Raw genomic sequence first — 15,462 nt, 5'->3', positions numbered from 1 at the left:
TTCCCAGCAAATGCGAATTCGGCTTTCCCCGCAAGGGTTTGCAGTACCAAATGGATTTACAACTGGCGATGTCGTGCCAGCCTGTGTATAAGGCGGCCCTCGCAACCCCCAGATCAGGTTGCACTTTTTTGCTTCACGGAGAGATTGCGATGTCCGAGCGGTGGACGCCCGAGTCCTGGCGCAGCAAGCCGGTGCTACAGGTGCCCGACTATCCCGACGCCAAGGCCCTGGCCGACGTCGAGGCGCAGCTTGCGACTTTTCCGCCGCTGGTGTTCGCCGGCGAGGCGCGCAACCTGAAGAAGGCGCTGGGGCGCGTTGCGGCCGGCGAGGCCTTCCTGCTGCAGGGCGGCGACTGCGCCGAGAGCTTTGCCGAGCACGGCGCCAACAACATCCGCGATTTCTTCCGCGTGCTGCTGCAGATGGCCGTGGTGTTGACCTACGCCGGCGCGGTGCCGGTGGTGAAGGTCGGGCGCGTTGCCGGCCAGTTCGCCAAGCCGCGCTCCTCGCCGACCGAGAAGATCAATGGCGTCGAGCTGCCGAGCTACCGCGGCGACATCGTCAACGACATCGCTTTCACCAAGGAAGCGCGCGTGCCGGATCCGCAGCGTCAGCTGATGGCCTATCGCCAGTCGGCGGCGACGCTGAACCTGCTCCGCGCCTTCGCCACCGGCGGCTACGCCAATCTCGGCAGCGTGCATCAGTGGATGCTCGGCTTCCTCAAGGATTCGCCGCAGTCCCGCCGCTACAAGGAGCTGGCCGACCGCATCTCGGATGCGCTCAACTTCATGCGCGCCTGCGGCCTCGATCTCGAGGCCCATCCCGAGCTTCGTGCCACCGATTTCTACACCAGCCACGAGGCGCTGCTGCTCGGCTACGAGCAGGCGATGACCCGCGTCGATTCCACCACCGGGGACTGGTACGCGACCTCCGGCCACATGATCTGGATCGGCGACCGCACCCGCCAGCTCGATCACGGCCATATCGAATATTTCCGCGGCATCAAGAACCCGATCGGGCTGAAATGCGGCCCGTCGCTCAAGCCCGACGAGCTGTTGAAGCTGATCGACGTGCTCAATCCCGACAACGAGCCGGGCCGGTTGACGCTGATCGGCCGCTTCGGCTCGGACAAGGTCGGCGAGCATCTGCCGAACATGATCCGCACCGTGAAGCGCGAGGGCAAAGTGGTGGTCTGGTCGTGCGACCCCATGCACGGCAACACCATCACCTCGACCTCGGGCTACAAGACGCGCCCGTTCGACCGGGTTCTGTCTGAGGTGAAGTCTTTCTTCACGATCCATGCCGCCGAAGGCACCCATGCCGGCGGTGTGCATCTGGAGATGACCGGGCAGGACGTCACCGAGTGTATCGGCGGCGCCCGCGCGATCACGGACGAGGACCTCAACGACCGCTATCACACGGTCTGCGATCCCCGCCTCAATGCCGAGCAATCCATCGACATGGCTTTCCTGATCGCCGAGCTCCTCAAGCAGGAACGCGCGGGCAAGGCCACGCCGATGCCGGCCGCAGCGGGGCTCTAGGATCTTGCTGCGGATCTGGAAGGCCACGATCAATTCCCGTAACGGTCTGGCCTTTGCGTTCCGATCGGACCAGGCCGTCCGCGAGGAGATTTTTGCGCTCCTCGCCTCGCTGCCGCTGGCCTGGTTGATCGGCGCGACCGCGATGCGCGCGGTCGAGCTGGTCTGTTCGGTTGCGTTCGTGCTGACGGTCGAGCTGCTCAACACCGCGATCGAAAAGCTTGCCGACCGGCTGACGATGGATCACGACAAGCAGATCGGGCGGGTCAAGGACATGGGCTCGGCCGCCGTCGGCGTCGCGCTGCTGATGGCCGGCGCGTTCTGGATCATCGCCATCATCGAGCGACTGGGATTTATCTGATCGGAGCGCGGCGGCCATGACCGAACGTCTCAAAGCATTCGCGGTCACGCTCGCCCAGCTCAATCCGACCCTGGGCGACATCGAGGGCAACGCCGCCAAGGCGCGCAATGCGCGCGCGAGAGCCATCGCCGACGGCGCCGATCTCGTGCTGTTTCCGGAATTGTTCATCGCCGGCTATCCGCCGGAGGACCTCGTGCAGAAGCCTGCTTTCCAGGCGGCCTGCCGCGCCGCGATCGAGGCACTGGCCCGAGAGACCGCCGATGGCGGGCCGGCCATGCTGATCGGCACGCCCTGGGTCGAGGACGGCAAGCTCTACAATGCCTGCGCGCTGCTCGACGGCGGCCGCATCGCCGCACTTCGCTTCAAATGCAATCTGCCAAACTACGGCGTGTTCGACGAGAAGCGGCTGTTTGCGCGCGGCCCTGCGGCGGGGCCCGTGACCGTGCGCGGCGTGCGCATCGGCGTCCCCATCTGCGAGGACATCTGGCTGGAAGAGTCCGAGGATTACGAGAACGTGGTCGAGACGCTGGCCGAGACCGGCGCCGAGATCATCCTGGTGCCGAACGGCTCGCCTTACGCCCGCGACAAGAACGACGTGCGCCTGTCGGTCGCGGTGGCGCGCGTGACCGAAAGCGCGCTGCCGCTGGTCTATCTCAACCAGGTGTGCGGTCAGGACGAACTGGTGTTCGACGGCGCGTCCTTCGCGCTCAACGGCGATCTTTCGCTCGGCGCGCAATTGCCGGCATTCGAGGAGAGCATCGTCACGCTGCGCTTCATCCGCAACGGCGACGACTGGCGCTGCACGGGTCCGATCGCCGAGCAACCCGAGGGCGACAAGGCCGATTACGCGGCCTGCGTGCTGGGCCTGCGCGACTATGTCGCCAAGAACGGTTTTCCCGGCGTGCTGCTCGGCATTTCCGGCGGCATCGACTCGGCCCTCTGCGCGGCGATCGCGGTCGATGCGCTCGGCGCCGATCAGGTGCACGGCGTGATGCTGCCGTATCGCTACACCGCAGCACACTCGATCGCCGATGCGGGCGAGCTCGCCGGCCATCTCGGCATCCGCTATGAGGTGCTGCCGATCGCGGAGGCTGTGACCGGCTTTGAGACCATCCTCTCGGGCCTTTTCAAGAATCTGCCGCCTGATATCACCGAGGAGAACCTCCAGGCCCGCAGCCGCGGCACGCTCCTGATGGCGATCTCCAACAAGACCGGGTTGATGGTGGTGACGACAGGCAACAAGTCCGAAATGTCGGTCGGCTACGCCACGCTCTATGGCGACATGAACGGCGGCTTCAACCCGATCAAGGACATTTACAAGACGCAGGTGTTTCGGCTGGCGAGCCTGCGCAACGGCTGGAAGCCCGATGGCGCGCTCGGGCCGGCGGGCGAGGTGATCCCGCCCGACATCATCACGCGGCCGCCGAGCGCAGAGCTGCGCGAGAACCAGACCGACCAGGATTCGCTGCCGCCCTATGAGGTGCTCGATGCCATCCTGGAGCGTCTTGTCGAGCGCGAGCAGCCGCTGGATCAGATCATCGCGGCCGGTTTCGATCGCGAAACGGTCACCCGCATCGACCATCTGCTCAACGTCGCCGAATACAAGCGCCGCCAGGCCGCGCCCGGCGTGAAGGTGACGCCGAGGAATTTCGGCCGCGACCGCCGCTATCCCATCACCAACCGCTTTCGCGACAAGGGCGAGGGGCTGCCCGCCGGGGACGAGACGCTGGTCTCGCGCGGCAGCAAGGCGTCGATCGACGCGTTCGAGGGGTGAGGTTGGAGACTGGCCTGCCGGTGCTACGACGGGGTTGCGAAGAACAGCACCCGAAGCAAGTGGGTGTATTCGGATTCGAGCACCATGATCGACACAAATACCAATACCGCGATCGGCGGCAGCAGGATTGCATAGGCCAAGGCCAGTCGCTCCCAGGCCATGTGCATGAAGACGGCGACGATCAGGCCGGCCTTCAACATCATGAACAGCAGGATCAGCGACCACCTCAGGTAGCCGTGCAGGCCAAAGTAGTCGACGAGGTAGGAGCACGTGCTGAGGACAAACAACCAGCCCCAGACCACGAGGTAGAGCTTGATCGGGTGCTGTTGACCCTTGGCGTGAACGGCTCCTGTTGCGACTGCGCCATGCGCCGGAGCGTGGAGCTGTCCTTCCATATGTATTGTCGCGTTTGTCATGCGCCGACCTCACCAAAGATAGAAGAATGCAAAGATGAACACCCACACGAGATCGACGAAGTGCCAGTACAGGCCCATGATCTCGACGATCTCGTAATACCCCTTGCGGCTCGTGAAGAAGCCACGCCTCTCGACGTCGAAGTCGCCGCGCAAGACCTTCCGCGCAATAGCGATCAGGAAGATCACGCCGATGGTCACGTGGGTGCCGTGGAAGCCGGTGATCATGAAGAAGCTCGCACCAAACTGCGGTGCGCCCCACGGATTGCCCCAGGGGCGAACGCCCTCCATGATCAGCTTGGTCCATTCGAAGGCCTGCATTCCGACGAATGTTGCGCCAAATGCCGCTGTGACCAGCATCAGGATTGCGGTTCTCACGCGATCGCGGCGGTAGCCGAAATTGACCGCCATCGCCATTGTTCCGCTGCTGCTGATCAGCACGAAGGTCATGATGGCGATCAGGATCAGGGGGATGTGGTTGCCGCCGATATTGAGGGCGAAGACTTCGCTGGGATTCGGCCAGGGCACGGTCGTCGACATGCGCGCCGTCATGTAGGAGAGCAGGAAGCAGCTGAAGATGAAGGTGTCGCTGAGGAGGAAGATCCACATCATGGCCTTGCCCCAGGACACGTTCTTGAAGGCGCGCTGATCGGACGCCCAGTCGGCGGCGATGCCGCGCCAGCCTTCAAGCTCCGCAGTCGATTGGCCCGGATTTGTCAGCACGGTTTCGGCCATCTGGTCACGCCTCCCTAGCTCAGCAATCGGCGACAGATGTCGACGAAATCGTCGGTCCAGCCCGTGAGAAGACCGAGCAGCACAAGCCAGACCAGCAGCAGGAAGTGCCAGTAGATGGCGCACAGCTCCACGCTCAAGCGCATGTCGGCGATCCCGGCGCCACGCCACATCTTGGTCGAGGTTCGGCCCAAAGCCACCAGACCGCCCGACAGATGCAGCCCGTGCACTGCGGTCAACAGGTAGAAGAAGGAGTTCGCCGGATTGGACGCCACGAAATATCCGGCCGCACCGAGCTGTTGCCAGGCCAGAAGCTGTCCGCCGAGGAAGATCACGGCAGCTGCGCCGCCCGCGAGCAGGCCGATCATGACGCCTTCAGCGTCGTCTCGGCGCGCGGCCACGTAGGACCATTGCAGCGCGATGCTGCTCAGGACCAGGACCCCCGTGTTGAACCACAGCAGCCGCGGCACAGGCAGCGCCCGCCAGTCCACCACGTTCATGCGCATCGAGTAGGCGCTGATGAAGAGGACGAACAATGCGCTCGCGACGGCGAGAAACACGCCAAGTCCGATCTTCGCTGCCGGCCAGGTCATGGCGTCGCCGCCGGGGAAGTCACCGGCCGGACCTTCCTCCAGCCAGGGCCTGGCCGTCAGCCGCTGCTGCGACAGCCACCATCCGGCGACGACCGCGATCACAGCCACGAACAGGATGACGGCACTCACGAAGCAGCTCCTTGAACGACGTGCGTCGCGCGCGGCGGCTGGTTCTGCGGAATGAAGTCCTCCTCGGCGCCGGGTACGCTGTAGTCATAGGCCCAGCGGTAGACGACCGGCAGCTCCTTGCCCCAGTTGCCATGCCCGGGAGGGGTCTCCGGCGTCTGCCATTCCAGCGTCGTCGCCCGCCACGGATTGCCGCCTGAGGCCTCACCTTTGAACAGGCTCCAGGCAAGATTGAACAGGAACACCATCTGGCTGAAGCCGACGGTCAAGGCCACCACGGAGATGAAGGCGTTCAGTGAATGGGCCGAGGACGGGATGAACGACGTATCTCCGAGTTCGAAATACCGGCGCGGAACCCCGAGCAGTCCAAGATAGTGCATGGGGAAGAAGATCAGGTAGGCGCCGAGGAAAGTGACCCAGAAGTGAAACTTGCCGAGTGCGTCATTGTACATTCGCCCCGTGACCTTGGGGTACCAGTGATAAATCGCACCCAGCACGACCATGATCGGCGCCACGCCCATCACCATGTGGAAATGCGCGACTACGAACATGGTGTCGGAGAGGGGCACGTCCACGACGACGTTGCCGAGGAAGAGGCCGGTGAGCCCGCCGTTCACGAAGGTGATGATGAAGCCGAGGGCGAACAGCATCGGCACCCGGAGATGAATGTCGCCGCGCCACAGGGTCAGCACCCAGTTGTAGACCTTGATCGCGGTGGGAATGGCGATGATGAGCGTCGTGGTGGCGAAGAAGTACCCGAATTGCGGGAACATGCCGCTCACATACATGTGGTGCGCCCATACGACGAAGCTGAGCGCGCCGATGGCCACGATTGCCCAGACCATCATGCGGTAGCCGAAGATGTTCTTGCGCGCATGGGTGCTGATCAGATCGGAGACGATGCCGAAGGCGGGCAGGGCGACGATGTAGACCTCGGGGTGGCCGAAGAACCAGAATAGGTGCTGGAAGAGCAACGGGCTGCCGCCACCATATTTCGACAGCTGGCCCATCTCGACCAGGGAGGGCATGAAGAAGCTGGTGCCCAGCAGACGGTCGAGCAGCAGCATGACCGAGGCAACGAAGAGCGCAGGGAATGCCAAGAGCGCCATGACCGTCGCCGTGAAAATCCCCCACACCGTCAGGGGCAGGCGCATCAAGGTCATGCCGCGGGTGCGTGCCTGGAGCACCGTGACCACATAATTCAGCCCGCCCATCGTGAAGCCGATGATGAATAGGATCAGGGACGACATCATGAGAATGATGCCCCAATCCTGCCCGGGCGTTCCGGAGAGGATTGCTTGCGGCGGGTACAGCGTCCAGCCGGCGCCGGTGGGGCCGCCGGGCACGAAGAATGTCGAGGCCAGCACCAGCACTGCGAGCAGATAGACCCAGTAGCTCAGCATGTTCACATAAGGGAAGACCATGTCCCGGGCGCCAACCATCAGCGGGATCAGGTAGTTGCCGAAGCCGCCGAGGAACAACGCGGTGAGCAGGTAGATCACCATGATCATGCCGTGCATGGTGATGAACTGGAGGTACTGGTTGGCATCGATGAAAGAGAACGTGCCGGGGAATCCCAGCTGCAGTCGCATCAGCCACGACAGCACGAGGGCCACCAGCCCGATGGCCGAGGCCGTCAGCGAGTACTGAATGGCGATCACCTTGGCGTCCTGCGAGAAGACATACCGTGTCCACCAGCTCCTCGGATGATAGAGCTCGACATCAGGTACTTCGGCAGGCGGCGTGCCAGCGATCCCTTCATATGGAATATCGACCATAGAAAACCTCCTCGGTCGTTTCCATCGGGGGCGACGAGTTGGTCTCACGCACCCGATTCATCTTCGCGGCGGCGCCTTGCTACTTGCCGCCGGATTGATATGCCGCCTTCACGACGGTGTTTGCCGGCGACAATTCTGCAAACGTCTTCTGTTGCTCCAGCCAAGCGTGATATTCACGCTCTTCGTCGATGATGACCTTGGCCCGCATCTGATAGTGAGCCGCGCCACAAAGCTCCGCACAGAGAACGTCGAACGTTCCGGTTCGGATCGGCGTGATCCAGAAATAAGTCACCATGCCTGGAACCATGTCCATCTTGGCCCGGAATTCGGGCACGTAGAAATCGTGCAGGACATCAACCGAGCGGAGCAGAACCTTGACCGGCTTTCCCAGTTGAAGGTGCAGGTCGCCGTTCTCGATCACGACGTCGTCCCGCGCATGCGGATCGTCGCGATTGAGTCCCATCGGATTGTCGGAAGCGATGTTGCGGACATCGGATGTGCCGAGCCGCCCGTCCTTGCCCGGAAGGCGGAAGCTCCATTGCCATTGCTGGCCCATGACCTCGACCTCGGTGGCGTCCGCAGGCACGGTCACGAACTGATGCCAGACCACGAGGCCAGGCGCCAGCATGGCCGCGACACCGATTCCGGTCCCGACGCTCAGCCACCATTCGAGCTTTTTGTTCTCGGGATTGTAATCAGCCCGTCTTCCCTCTTTGTGGTGAAAGCGGAAGACGCAATAGGCCATGAAGGCGATTACGGCGACGAAAACAAAGCCCGTGATCCAGAACGTGATGTTGATGGTGTGGTCGATATAGGCCCAGTTCGTGGCGATCGGCGTCCACCACCATGGGCTGTAGAGGTGAAACAGCACCGAGCCGATCGCGACCAGAAGCAGTATCAGTGCGACAGCCATCCTGATCCATCCTTGCCATCAAAGGCTACGGATACGAATCCAGGGCGGAGCTCATGTCTGTCGCGATGGCTGGCCTTTCTCGGTTGGCACTTATGCCATCGCCGGCCTCTTGCCTCGCCCATTCCACCGGCCGCGAAATCAAGAGAATGTTCGCGACCATCAACTCTAAGGGCGTCTGCTTCTAAAATGATACCAGCCTAACCCGGCGTCAATAGCGCAATGGTAGGTGCCCGACGTGGGGTGATCGCCGTGCTGGCAAGCCGACGAAGCATCTGGCGCGCATGTTGGGTCTGGGTGATGCAACGCACAAATCCGTGCTGGTGCACAATTCACTCAACCGTGAGTGCAGCTTTGCGCCGCAAGCGCTAAACTTTGCGAGGCAGGTCGCGACGGGTTCCGTCCGGCCAGGCTCGTTCGCTGAACCTGAGTTGCCGTACTCGACCCATCGCGTTTCCTGCTCATCAGGCGGACACGCGTGGCTGGAAAGCGCGTGTTATCGAAACCGCGATTTTCAGCACGGGAGGGTCCGTTCATGGCCACTCTGTACTCCCACGACATCATCAGGCGGCACGTATTCGGCGAAGCGGCCTCCTATCCCATTCGCAAGATCAGCCTGTCCGATCTGACCGAGGCCCTGCGCCTGGGTTGGGAAGATTTCCAGGCGATGCCGAGTCACGCGATCGTCGTGTGCGTGATTTATCCCGTTCTCGGTCTCGTCCTGTTCAGGATGGTTCTCGGCTATTCGGTGCTGCCGCTGCTATTTCCACTGGCCGCCGGCTTTGCCTTGATTGGCCCGTTTGCCGCGATCGGTCTCTACGAACTCAGCCGGCGTCGTGAGCGCGGCGAGGAGGTCGCTGCATGGGATGCGGTCAAGGTGCTGCGCGCACCGTCGTTCGGGGCCATGGTAGAAACTCGGCGTGCTCCTGCTGGTCCTGTTCGGGGCCTGGATCGGTGTCGCGAACGCAATCTATGTCTCAATCTTCGGTCATGCGGCGGCCGCAAGCATTCCCGACTTCGCAACGCGCGTGCTGACGACACCGGAAGGCTGGTCGCTCATCATCGTCGGTTGCGGTGTCGGCTTCCTGTTTGCGGTTGTGGCTTTGTGTGTCAGCGTCGTGTCGTTTCCGTTGATGCTCGACCGGCATGCGACTGCGATCGACGCGATCCGTACCTCGCTCCGAGCAGTAGCGGCGAACCCGCTTGCGATGGCCGGATGGGGCCTCATCGTCGCGGTGCTGCTCGTGATCGGCTCGGTACCGCTCTTCGTCGGTCTCGCTGTCGTTCTGCCGGTGCTTGGCCATGCCACCTGGCACCTCTATCGGCGGGTGGTCGAGCCGAATCCGAATCCACCGGACGCGCCGCCGCCGCCCACGAAGGGAAGGCGCTACGCAGCGGACTTTCCGGCCAATCTCTTCCCGTGGAGCCGCGAGGGTGAGTGAGACGGGCGATTGCGCCCATTGATTGTTGTCATCATCCGCGAAAGCGGATGATCCAGTACGCCGCGGCGCTGCCGGTGCGAGCCAAGTGTCGACACGGAGTACTGGATGCCCCGCTTTCCGCCTACGCTGAAGCTTCGGCGCGCCAAGACCGCAAACCCCGGCGAAGCCTTGGCGTAGCCGGGTCGCGGGGCATGACAGTTGAGCAAAGGGTGATTTACTTCTGCTGCTGCGGCAGGAAGGTCGGCCCGACCGAGCGGATCGGCTTGTTCTCTGAACTCGATGCTGCCGTGCCGGTATCTGCCGGCGGCGTCGCGGCCGGTGCATTCGCCGTCGTCGGCGCGGGGGCTGCGCCCTTCTTGGCGTTCGCAGGCGTGCCCTTGTTGAGCCGCTGCTGCTGCATCTTCTTGGCGCTCTCCTCGGTGACGATGATATCGCCCTGCTGCTCGGCTGCCGCCTTGTCGTCGGCCGATTTCAGCGCGTCCGCCCAGGTCTGTCCTGCGGCCTTGCAGGAGCAGGACGGGTTGAACTCGCTGCGGAATTTGAAGGCGGTCGGCAGCGCCGTGTAGGGCTGGCCGCTGACCGAGACCGCAGAGTTCATGTCTTCGCCGGGATTGCGATGGGTATAGAGTACGGCTTCCGCGGCCGGGCAGAGCGCCTTGCAGGTCTTCTCGTCGTCGGGGAAGCGCGCCGGCACCGTTGCAAACGAGACCGGGAAATAGGCGCCGTCGCAGGTGCGCACGCACACGGTGCGGTAGGTGCCGGATGGCGGGCCGAGATCGGACGGCGGCACACCTTGCGGATTGCCCGCGTTGTTGCCGCCGAACAGATTGCTGAGGAAGTTGCCGCCGCCTTGTGACTGCACGGCGTTGGCATATTGCGGGCCGCAATTGTTCTGCGCCAGCGCAACCAGCACCGAGCGGCGCTGACTGTCGCGCTCCGGGCTGAAGCCGCCGCCGCCGCGCAGGCGCTCGAGATTGCCGGTGATCTGGTCCAGATTGGCGCGCATCTGCTGGATCTGGGTGTTGACCGGTCCGCATTGGGCCGACTGGCCGTTGAACAGCGAGAAGAAGCCGGAGGAATCGCAGCCCATGCGCTTGGCCTGCATGGTGACCCGGTCGAGTTCGGCCTGCTGCTTGGCCTGGGAATCCTGGTAACGGCGGATCTGGTCTTCGCGCGCGGGGTCACCACCGCCGCCGCGGTCCAGCGCCGCGAGCTGGCCTTCCAAACGCACGCACATCGGATTGGGCCCGAGTCCGTTCTGACCGGGCTGAGGCGGCGGTCCGGGCGGACCGGCCTGCGCGAGAGCGCCGGTGACGAGCACGGCCGTGCTCAAGAGCACGGTACAGGCAAGAAGCAAGCGAGCACGGGAGAGGGATAGGAATTCAGGCATATCCGCCATTCTAGCGAGGTCATGGTCCAATGTGACTTGGACGCTGAAGTGACTTGGACGCCGAAGCGACTTGGACGCCGAAGCAATTTGGGCCCCGAAGCGCGCCCTCCCAATAGCCGCTTCCTGCGGCATCGTCACGTCGTTTTGGGGGCCAATGGACCGGGCCTAAGCTGCGCCAGCTCCGAGCGAATTCAGCGCTGGCAAGTGATTGCGACATATTCGTCGCAATGGCCATGGGAGCAGTTTGCGCCGGATTTGGGGACAGAGCCGGTAATTTCGTCGGGGTCGACCCGGCGATAGCTTGATGCCTGGGCAAAATCTCGTGACTGGCAGTAGGTGCGGGCGACGGAGGCGCCGCATTTCTCGCCCTTGGCCAGGCACTGATCGACGCCGTAGCCGTCAGCCTGGTTGGCGATGATGAAGACGCGGGTCTCGGCGCAGGCGCCGGATGCCGCGAGGATCGAGGCGCTGAAAATGAGCGCGGGCAGGGATCGCATGAAAATACCGGGAGGCAAAAAGGAACAATCTGGTTCCAGAATGGACTCAAATAGTTAAGGATCATGAACGATCCCGGCGGCGGCGCGCTTTGCGGACGTAAAACGGCATTTTCGCGGCTCCCTTGACGCGGGGCCGCCTCATAGCCCATATGTGGCCGCATGAACGGTCTCCTCGCCATTTGCGCCATTTGCCGCGAGATTACGAGCTAGCGATTCGCTGGCTGGAGCCGTCTTTTCTCAAAAAGCATTGAGAGCCTCGGACGCCCGGCCAACAGCCGACGGGTATCCATATGGAATTGCGCCTTTACGATACGCTGACGAAGGAAAAACGCATCTTCGCGCCGCTCGATGCGGAGAACGTCCGCATGTATGTCTGCGGGCCGACCGTCTATGACTTCGCCCATATCGGCAATGCGCGGCCGGTGATCGTGTTCGACGTGCTGTTTCGGCTGCTGCGCCACCTCTATGGCGAGGCGCACGTCAAATATGTCCGCAACATCACCGACGTCGACGACAAGATCAACGACCGCGCCGCGCGCGATTTCCCGGGCCTGCCGCTGAACGAGGCCATTCGCAAGGTCACCGAGCAGACCGGCAGGCAGTTTCACGCCGACGTCGACGCGCTCGGCGCGCTTCGGCCGAGCGTCGAGCCGCGCGCGACCGAGCATATCGCCGAGATGCGCGAGATCATCGAGCGGCTGATCAAGGGCGGCTTTGCCTATGCCGCCGAGGACCATGTGCTGTTCTCGCCGCAGGCGATGAACGCGGCCAATTCCTCGCTGCCCCGCTACGGTGCGCTGTCGAAGCGATCGCTCGACGAGATGATCGCCGGCGCCCGCGTCGATGTCGCGCCTTACAAGCGCGATGCCACCGATTTCGTGCTGTGGAAGCCGTCCAAGCCGGGCGAGCCGTCATGGCCGTCACCGGCCGGTATCAAGGCCGAGGGGCGTCCGGGCTGGCACATCGAGTGCTCGGCCATGGCCTGGAAGCATCTCGGCGAGCATTTCGACATCCATGGCGGCGGTATCGATCTCGTGTTTCCGCATCACGAGAACGAGGTCGCGCAGACCTGCTGCGCCTTCCACCAGCAGCGCATGGCGAACTATTGGATGCACAACGGCTTCCTGCAGGTCGAAAGCGAGAAGATGTCGAAGAGCCTCGGCAACTTCATCACCATCCATGAGCTGCTCGCGGATTGGCCTGGCGAGGTGCTGCGCCTGAACATGCTCAAGACGCACTACCGCTCGCCGATCGACTGGACCATGAAGTCGCTGGAGGAGAGCGCCAAGACGCTCGACGACTGGTATCGTGTCGCGGCCGACGTCGCACCCGGCGAGCCGGCTGCGTCCGTGGTCGAGCCGCTGCTCGACGATCTCAACACCCCGCTGGCGATCGCGGCGCTGCACAGCCTGCGTGGAGGTGACGTGGGTGCCCTGGCGGGCTCGTTGCGCCTGCTCGGCTTCTTGTCCGAGAGCGCCGCGCAGTGGGAAGGCCGCAAGCAGCAGGCGAGTGGCGTCGACGCCAAGGAGGTCGAGCGCCTGCTCGCAGAGCGGACGGCGGCCCGTAGCCGCAAGGACTTCAAGGAATCCGACCGCATTCGCGATCTGCTTGCTGCAATGGGCGTCGCGATCAAGGACTCCAAGGACGGCACCACCTGGGAGTTTTCGCGATGAAACGGCCCGACACGCCTTTCCCGCGTCACTGGCTCTATTACATCGCGCTGAAGATCGCGCTGCTCGCTGGTGCCGTGGCGCTGGTGCTTAAGCTTTATGGGATGTGGTGAGGACGATGGGACAGACTTTGCCAAAGCCCGGCTTGCGGCCGTTCCTGCCGGCGGACGTGCCAATTCTTGCTGCGATCTTCGCCGCCAGCATCGAGGAGCTGACTGGCGACGACTATAGTGAGGCGCAGCAACAGGCCTGGATGGAAGCGGCGGACAGCGAAGAGTTCGGCAAGCACCTCGCGTCCGACCTGACGCTGATCGCGACGCTCGATGGTTCGCCGGTTGGCTTTGCCTCGCTGCGCGGTACCGACCACATCCGCATGCTCTACGTGCATCCGGCCGTCAGCGGGCAGGGCATCGCAACCCTGCTGGTCGACGCTTTGGAAAAGCTTGCAGGCGGCCGCGGCGCGCAAAACCTCTCGGTCGATGCCAGCGACACCGCGCAGGGTTTTTTCGCCAAGCGCGGCTACGTCGCCATGCAGCGTAACAGCATCACGATCAACGACGAGTGGCTCGCCAACACCACCATGAAGAAGACGCTCGGAGCGCCGCAATGAGCAAGGAGCGCCTTTATCTGTTCGACACCACGCTGCGCGACGGCGCGCAGACCAACGGCGTCGATTTCACGCTGACCGATAAGCAGGTCATCGCCGCGATGCTCGATGACCTCGGCATCGACTATGTCGAAGGCGGCTATCCCGGCGCCAATCCGCTCGACACAGAGTTCTTCGGCAGCAAGCCCAAGCTCGCCCATGCGCGCTTCACCGCGTTCGGCATGACGCGACGGGCCGGACGCTCGGTCTCGAACGATCCCGGCGTGGCCGGGCTTTTGGAAGCGAAGGCCGACGCGATCTGCTTCGTGGCGAAGGCATCCGCCTATCAGGTGCGCGTCGCGCTGGAGACGACGAAGGAAGAAAACCTCGCCTCGATCCGCGACAGCGTCGCGGCCGCGAAGGCCGCCGGTCGCGAGGTCATGCTCGACTGCGAGCATTTCTTCGACGGCTACAAGGAAGATGCGAGCTTCGCGCTCGCCTGCGCCAGGGCCGCCTTCGAGGCCGGCGCGCGCTGGGTGGTGCTGTGCGACACCAATGGCGGCACCATGCCGCACGAGGTCGAGGCCATCGTCACTGAAGTGACGAAACACATCCCTGGCGACCACGTCGGCATCCACGCCCATAACGACACCGAGCAGGCGGTGGCCAATTCTCTCGCCGCGGTGCGGGCAGGCGCGCGGCAGATCCAGGGCACGCTGAACGGCCTTGGCGAGCGCTGCGGCAACGCCAATCTCTGCTCACTGATCCCCACGCTGAAGCTGAAGCCGGAGTTTTCGGACGCCCTCGAGATCGGCGTCACGGCCGAGAAGCTGGCGACGCTTGTCAAGGTCTCGCGCACGCTCGACGACATGCTCAACCGGGTGCCGAACCGGCATGCGGCCTATGTCGGCGAGAGCGCCTTCGTCACCAAGACCGGCATCCATGCGTCCGCGGTGCTGAAGGACCCGCAGACCTACGAGCACGTGCTGCCGGAGACGGTCGGCAACCACCGCAAGGTCCTGGTCTCGGACCAGGCCGGACGTTCCAACGTCATCGCCGAGCTCGACCGCGCCGGCATTCCCTACGAGAAGAGCGATCCGAAGCTGACACGCCTCGTCGAGGAATTGAAGGAGCGCGAGGCGGCCGGCTACGCCTATGAATCCGCCAACGCCTCGTTCGAGCTGTTGGCGCGCCGCACGCTCGGCAAGGTGCCGCATTATTTCGAGGTCGAGCAGTTCGACGTCAATGTCGAGCAGCGCTACAATTCGCATGGCGAACGCGTCACCGTCGCTTTGGCCGTGGTGAAGGTCGACGTCGCCGGCGAGCATCTGATCTCGGCTGCCGAAGGCAACGGTCCCGTCAACGCGCTCGACGTCGCCATGCGCAAGGACCTCGGCAAGTACCAGAGATACATTGAGGGGCTGAAGCTGATCGACTACCGCGTGCGCATCCTCAACGGCGGCACCGGCGCGGTCACGCGCGTCCTGATCGAGAGCGAGGACGAGAACGGCGACAGCTGGACCACGGTCGGCGTCTCCCCCAACATCATCGACGCCTCGTTCCAGGCGCTGATGGATTCGGTGATCTACAAGCTCGTGAAGTCGGGCGCGCCGGCGTAAGCGACGGCGTGGCCACAAACGCCGTCATTGCGAGGG

The 15,462-nt window shown here is 63.5% G+C and carries 13 protein-coding genes and 1 pseudogene; 7 read left to right on the top strand and 7 right to left on the bottom strand.

Annotated features, from left to right (window positions below; all coding sequences use genetic code 11):
- Positions 1-149: 149 nt before the first annotated feature.
- From XI03_RS38490 to XI03_RS38480, 3 genes are read left to right on the top strand one after another with little or no spacing between them, the layout of a single operon-like run.
- The gene (locus XI03_RS38490) at positions 150-1,538 is read left to right on the top strand and encodes a class II 3-deoxy-7-phosphoheptulonate synthase (RefSeq protein ID WP_028145282.1); all 1,389 of its coding nucleotides are present in this window, start codon (positions 150-152) and stop codon (positions 1,536-1,538) included.
- Between the two features lie 4 nt (positions 1,539-1,542).
- A complete protein-coding gene (locus XI03_RS38485; protein WP_271595038.1) occupies positions 1,543-1,896 on the top strand; it encodes a diacylglycerol kinase in 354 nt (117 codons plus the stop codon).
- Between the two features lie 16 nt (positions 1,897-1,912).
- On the top strand, positions 1,913-3,670 hold the full coding sequence (locus tag XI03_RS38480) for an NAD+ synthase (protein ID WP_271595037.1): 1,758 nt from the start codon (positions 1,913-1,915) through the stop codon (positions 3,668-3,670).
- Between the two features lie 23 nt (positions 3,671-3,693).
- Here XI03_RS38480 and XI03_RS38475 read toward each other — a convergent pair whose 3' ends face one another.
- The 5 genes from XI03_RS38475 to XI03_RS38455 form a co-directional block, all read right to left on the bottom strand.
- On the bottom strand, positions 3,694-4,086 hold the full coding sequence (locus tag XI03_RS38475) for a cytochrome C oxidase subunit IV family protein (RefSeq protein ID WP_028145279.1): 393 nt from the start codon (positions 4,084-4,086) through the stop codon (positions 3,694-3,696).
- Positions 4,087-4,095: 9 nt separating this feature from the next.
- Positions 4,096-4,818: a heme-copper oxidase subunit III family protein gene (locus XI03_RS38470; protein WP_271595036.1), complete on the bottom strand. Its 723-nt coding sequence runs from the start codon at positions 4,816-4,818 to the stop codon at positions 4,096-4,098.
- Between the two features lie 14 nt (positions 4,819-4,832).
- Positions 4,833-5,537 (bottom strand): cytochrome c oxidase subunit 3, encoded by a 705-nt coding sequence (locus tag XI03_RS38465; protein WP_271595035.1) that lies wholly within the window; start codon positions 5,535-5,537, stop codon positions 4,833-4,835.
- Positions 5,534-7,312: a cbb3-type cytochrome c oxidase subunit I gene (locus XI03_RS38460; protein WP_095425867.1), complete on the bottom strand. Its 1,779-nt coding sequence runs from the start codon at positions 7,310-7,312 to the stop codon at positions 5,534-5,536. Before XI03_RS38460 ends, XI03_RS38465 begins: the two co-directional genes overlap by 4 nt.
- Positions 7,313-7,391: 79 nt before the next feature.
- Positions 7,392-8,225: a cytochrome c oxidase subunit II gene (locus XI03_RS38455; RefSeq protein ID WP_028145275.1), complete on the bottom strand. Its 834-nt coding sequence runs from the start codon at positions 8,223-8,225 to the stop codon at positions 7,392-7,394.
- 532 nt (positions 8,226-8,757) lie between these two features.
- Here XI03_RS38455 and XI03_RS38450 point away from each other — a divergent pair.
- Positions 8,758-9,664, top strand: a pseudogene (locus tag XI03_RS38450) (DUF2189 domain-containing protein).
- Between the two features lie 214 nt (positions 9,665-9,878).
- Here XI03_RS38450 and XI03_RS38445 read toward each other — a convergent pair.
- Both XI03_RS38445 and XI03_RS38440 read right to left on the bottom strand, forming a co-directional pair.
- The gene (locus XI03_RS38445; protein WP_095425869.1) at positions 9,879-11,063 is read right to left on the bottom strand and encodes a DUF2865 domain-containing protein; all 1,185 of its coding nucleotides are present in this window, start codon (positions 11,061-11,063) and stop codon (positions 9,879-9,881) included.
- Positions 11,064-11,245: 182 nt separating this feature from the next.
- Positions 11,246-11,551, bottom strand: a complete 306-nt coding sequence (locus XI03_RS38440; protein ID WP_271595034.1) for a hypothetical protein — start codon at positions 11,549-11,551, stop codon at positions 11,246-11,248.
- 290 nt (positions 11,552-11,841) lie between these two features.
- Between XI03_RS38440 and cysS the strand changes: the two genes are divergently transcribed.
- The 3 genes from cysS (at position 11,842) to cimA (ending at position 15,426) form a co-directional block, all read left to right on the top strand.
- Positions 11,842-13,224, top strand: coding sequence for a cysteine--tRNA ligase (cysS, locus tag XI03_RS38435; protein WP_028145271.1), 1,383 nt, complete (start codon positions 11,842-11,844; stop codon positions 13,222-13,224).
- Positions 13,225-13,339: 115 nt separating this feature from the next.
- Positions 13,340-13,831 (top strand): GNAT family N-acetyltransferase, encoded by a 492-nt coding sequence (locus XI03_RS38430; protein ID WP_028145270.1) that lies wholly within the window; start codon positions 13,340-13,342, stop codon positions 13,829-13,831.
- Positions 13,828-15,426, top strand: coding sequence for a citramalate synthase (gene cimA / locus XI03_RS38425; RefSeq protein WP_271595033.1), 1,599 nt, complete (start codon positions 13,828-13,830; stop codon positions 15,424-15,426). The genes XI03_RS38430 and cimA overlap by 4 nt, the downstream gene beginning before the upstream one ends.
- Positions 15,427-15,462 lie beyond the last annotated feature (36 nt).

This window comes from Bradyrhizobium sp. CCBAU 65884 (assembly GCF_028128835.1).
Taxonomy (GTDB): Bacteria; Pseudomonadota; Alphaproteobacteria; order Rhizobiales; family Xanthobacteraceae; genus Bradyrhizobium; species Bradyrhizobium ottawaense.
Note: the sequence above shows the minus strand (reverse complement) of the source record. Positions and strands in the feature narration are given on the sequence as shown.

What these genes read in the sequence shown, in the direction of transcription:
- XI03_RS38490 (WP_028145282.1), top strand. Translation starts at nt 150, where the DNA reads ATGTCCGAGCGGTGGACGCCCGAGTCCTGGCGCAGCAAGCCGGTGCTA.
- XI03_RS38480 (WP_271595037.1), top strand. Translation starts at nt 1,913, where the DNA reads ATGACCGAACGTCTCAAAGCATTCGCGGTCACGCTCGCCCAGCTCAAT.
- XI03_RS38475 (WP_028145279.1), bottom strand. Translation starts at nt 4,086, where the DNA reads ATGACAAACGCGACAATACATATGGAAGGACAGCTCCACGCTCCGGCG.
- XI03_RS38470 (WP_271595036.1), bottom strand. Translation starts at nt 4,818, where the DNA reads ATGGCCGAAACCGTGCTGACAAATCCGGGCCAATCGACTGCGGAGCTT.
- XI03_RS38460 (WP_095425867.1), bottom strand. Translation starts at nt 7,312, where the DNA reads ATGGTCGATATTCCATATGAAGGGATCGCTGGCACGCCGCCTGCCGAA.
- XI03_RS38455 (WP_028145275.1), bottom strand. Translation starts at nt 8,225, where the DNA reads ATGGCTGTCGCACTGATACTGCTTCTGGTCGCGATCGGCTCGGTGCTG.
- XI03_RS38445 (WP_095425869.1), bottom strand. Translation starts at nt 11,063, where the DNA reads ATGGCGGATATGCCTGAATTCCTATCCCTCTCCCGTGCTCGCTTGCTT.
- XI03_RS38440 (WP_271595034.1), bottom strand. Translation starts at nt 11,551, where the DNA reads ATGCGATCCCTGCCCGCGCTCATTTTCAGCGCCTCGATCCTCGCGGCA.
- cysS (WP_028145271.1), top strand. Translation starts at nt 11,842, where the DNA reads ATGGAATTGCGCCTTTACGATACGCTGACGAAGGAAAAACGCATCTTC.
- XI03_RS38430 (WP_028145270.1), top strand. Translation starts at nt 13,340, where the DNA reads ATGGGACAGACTTTGCCAAAGCCCGGCTTGCGGCCGTTCCTGCCGGCG.
- cimA (WP_271595033.1), top strand. Translation starts at nt 13,828, where the DNA reads ATGAGCAAGGAGCGCCTTTATCTGTTCGACACCACGCTGCGCGACGGC.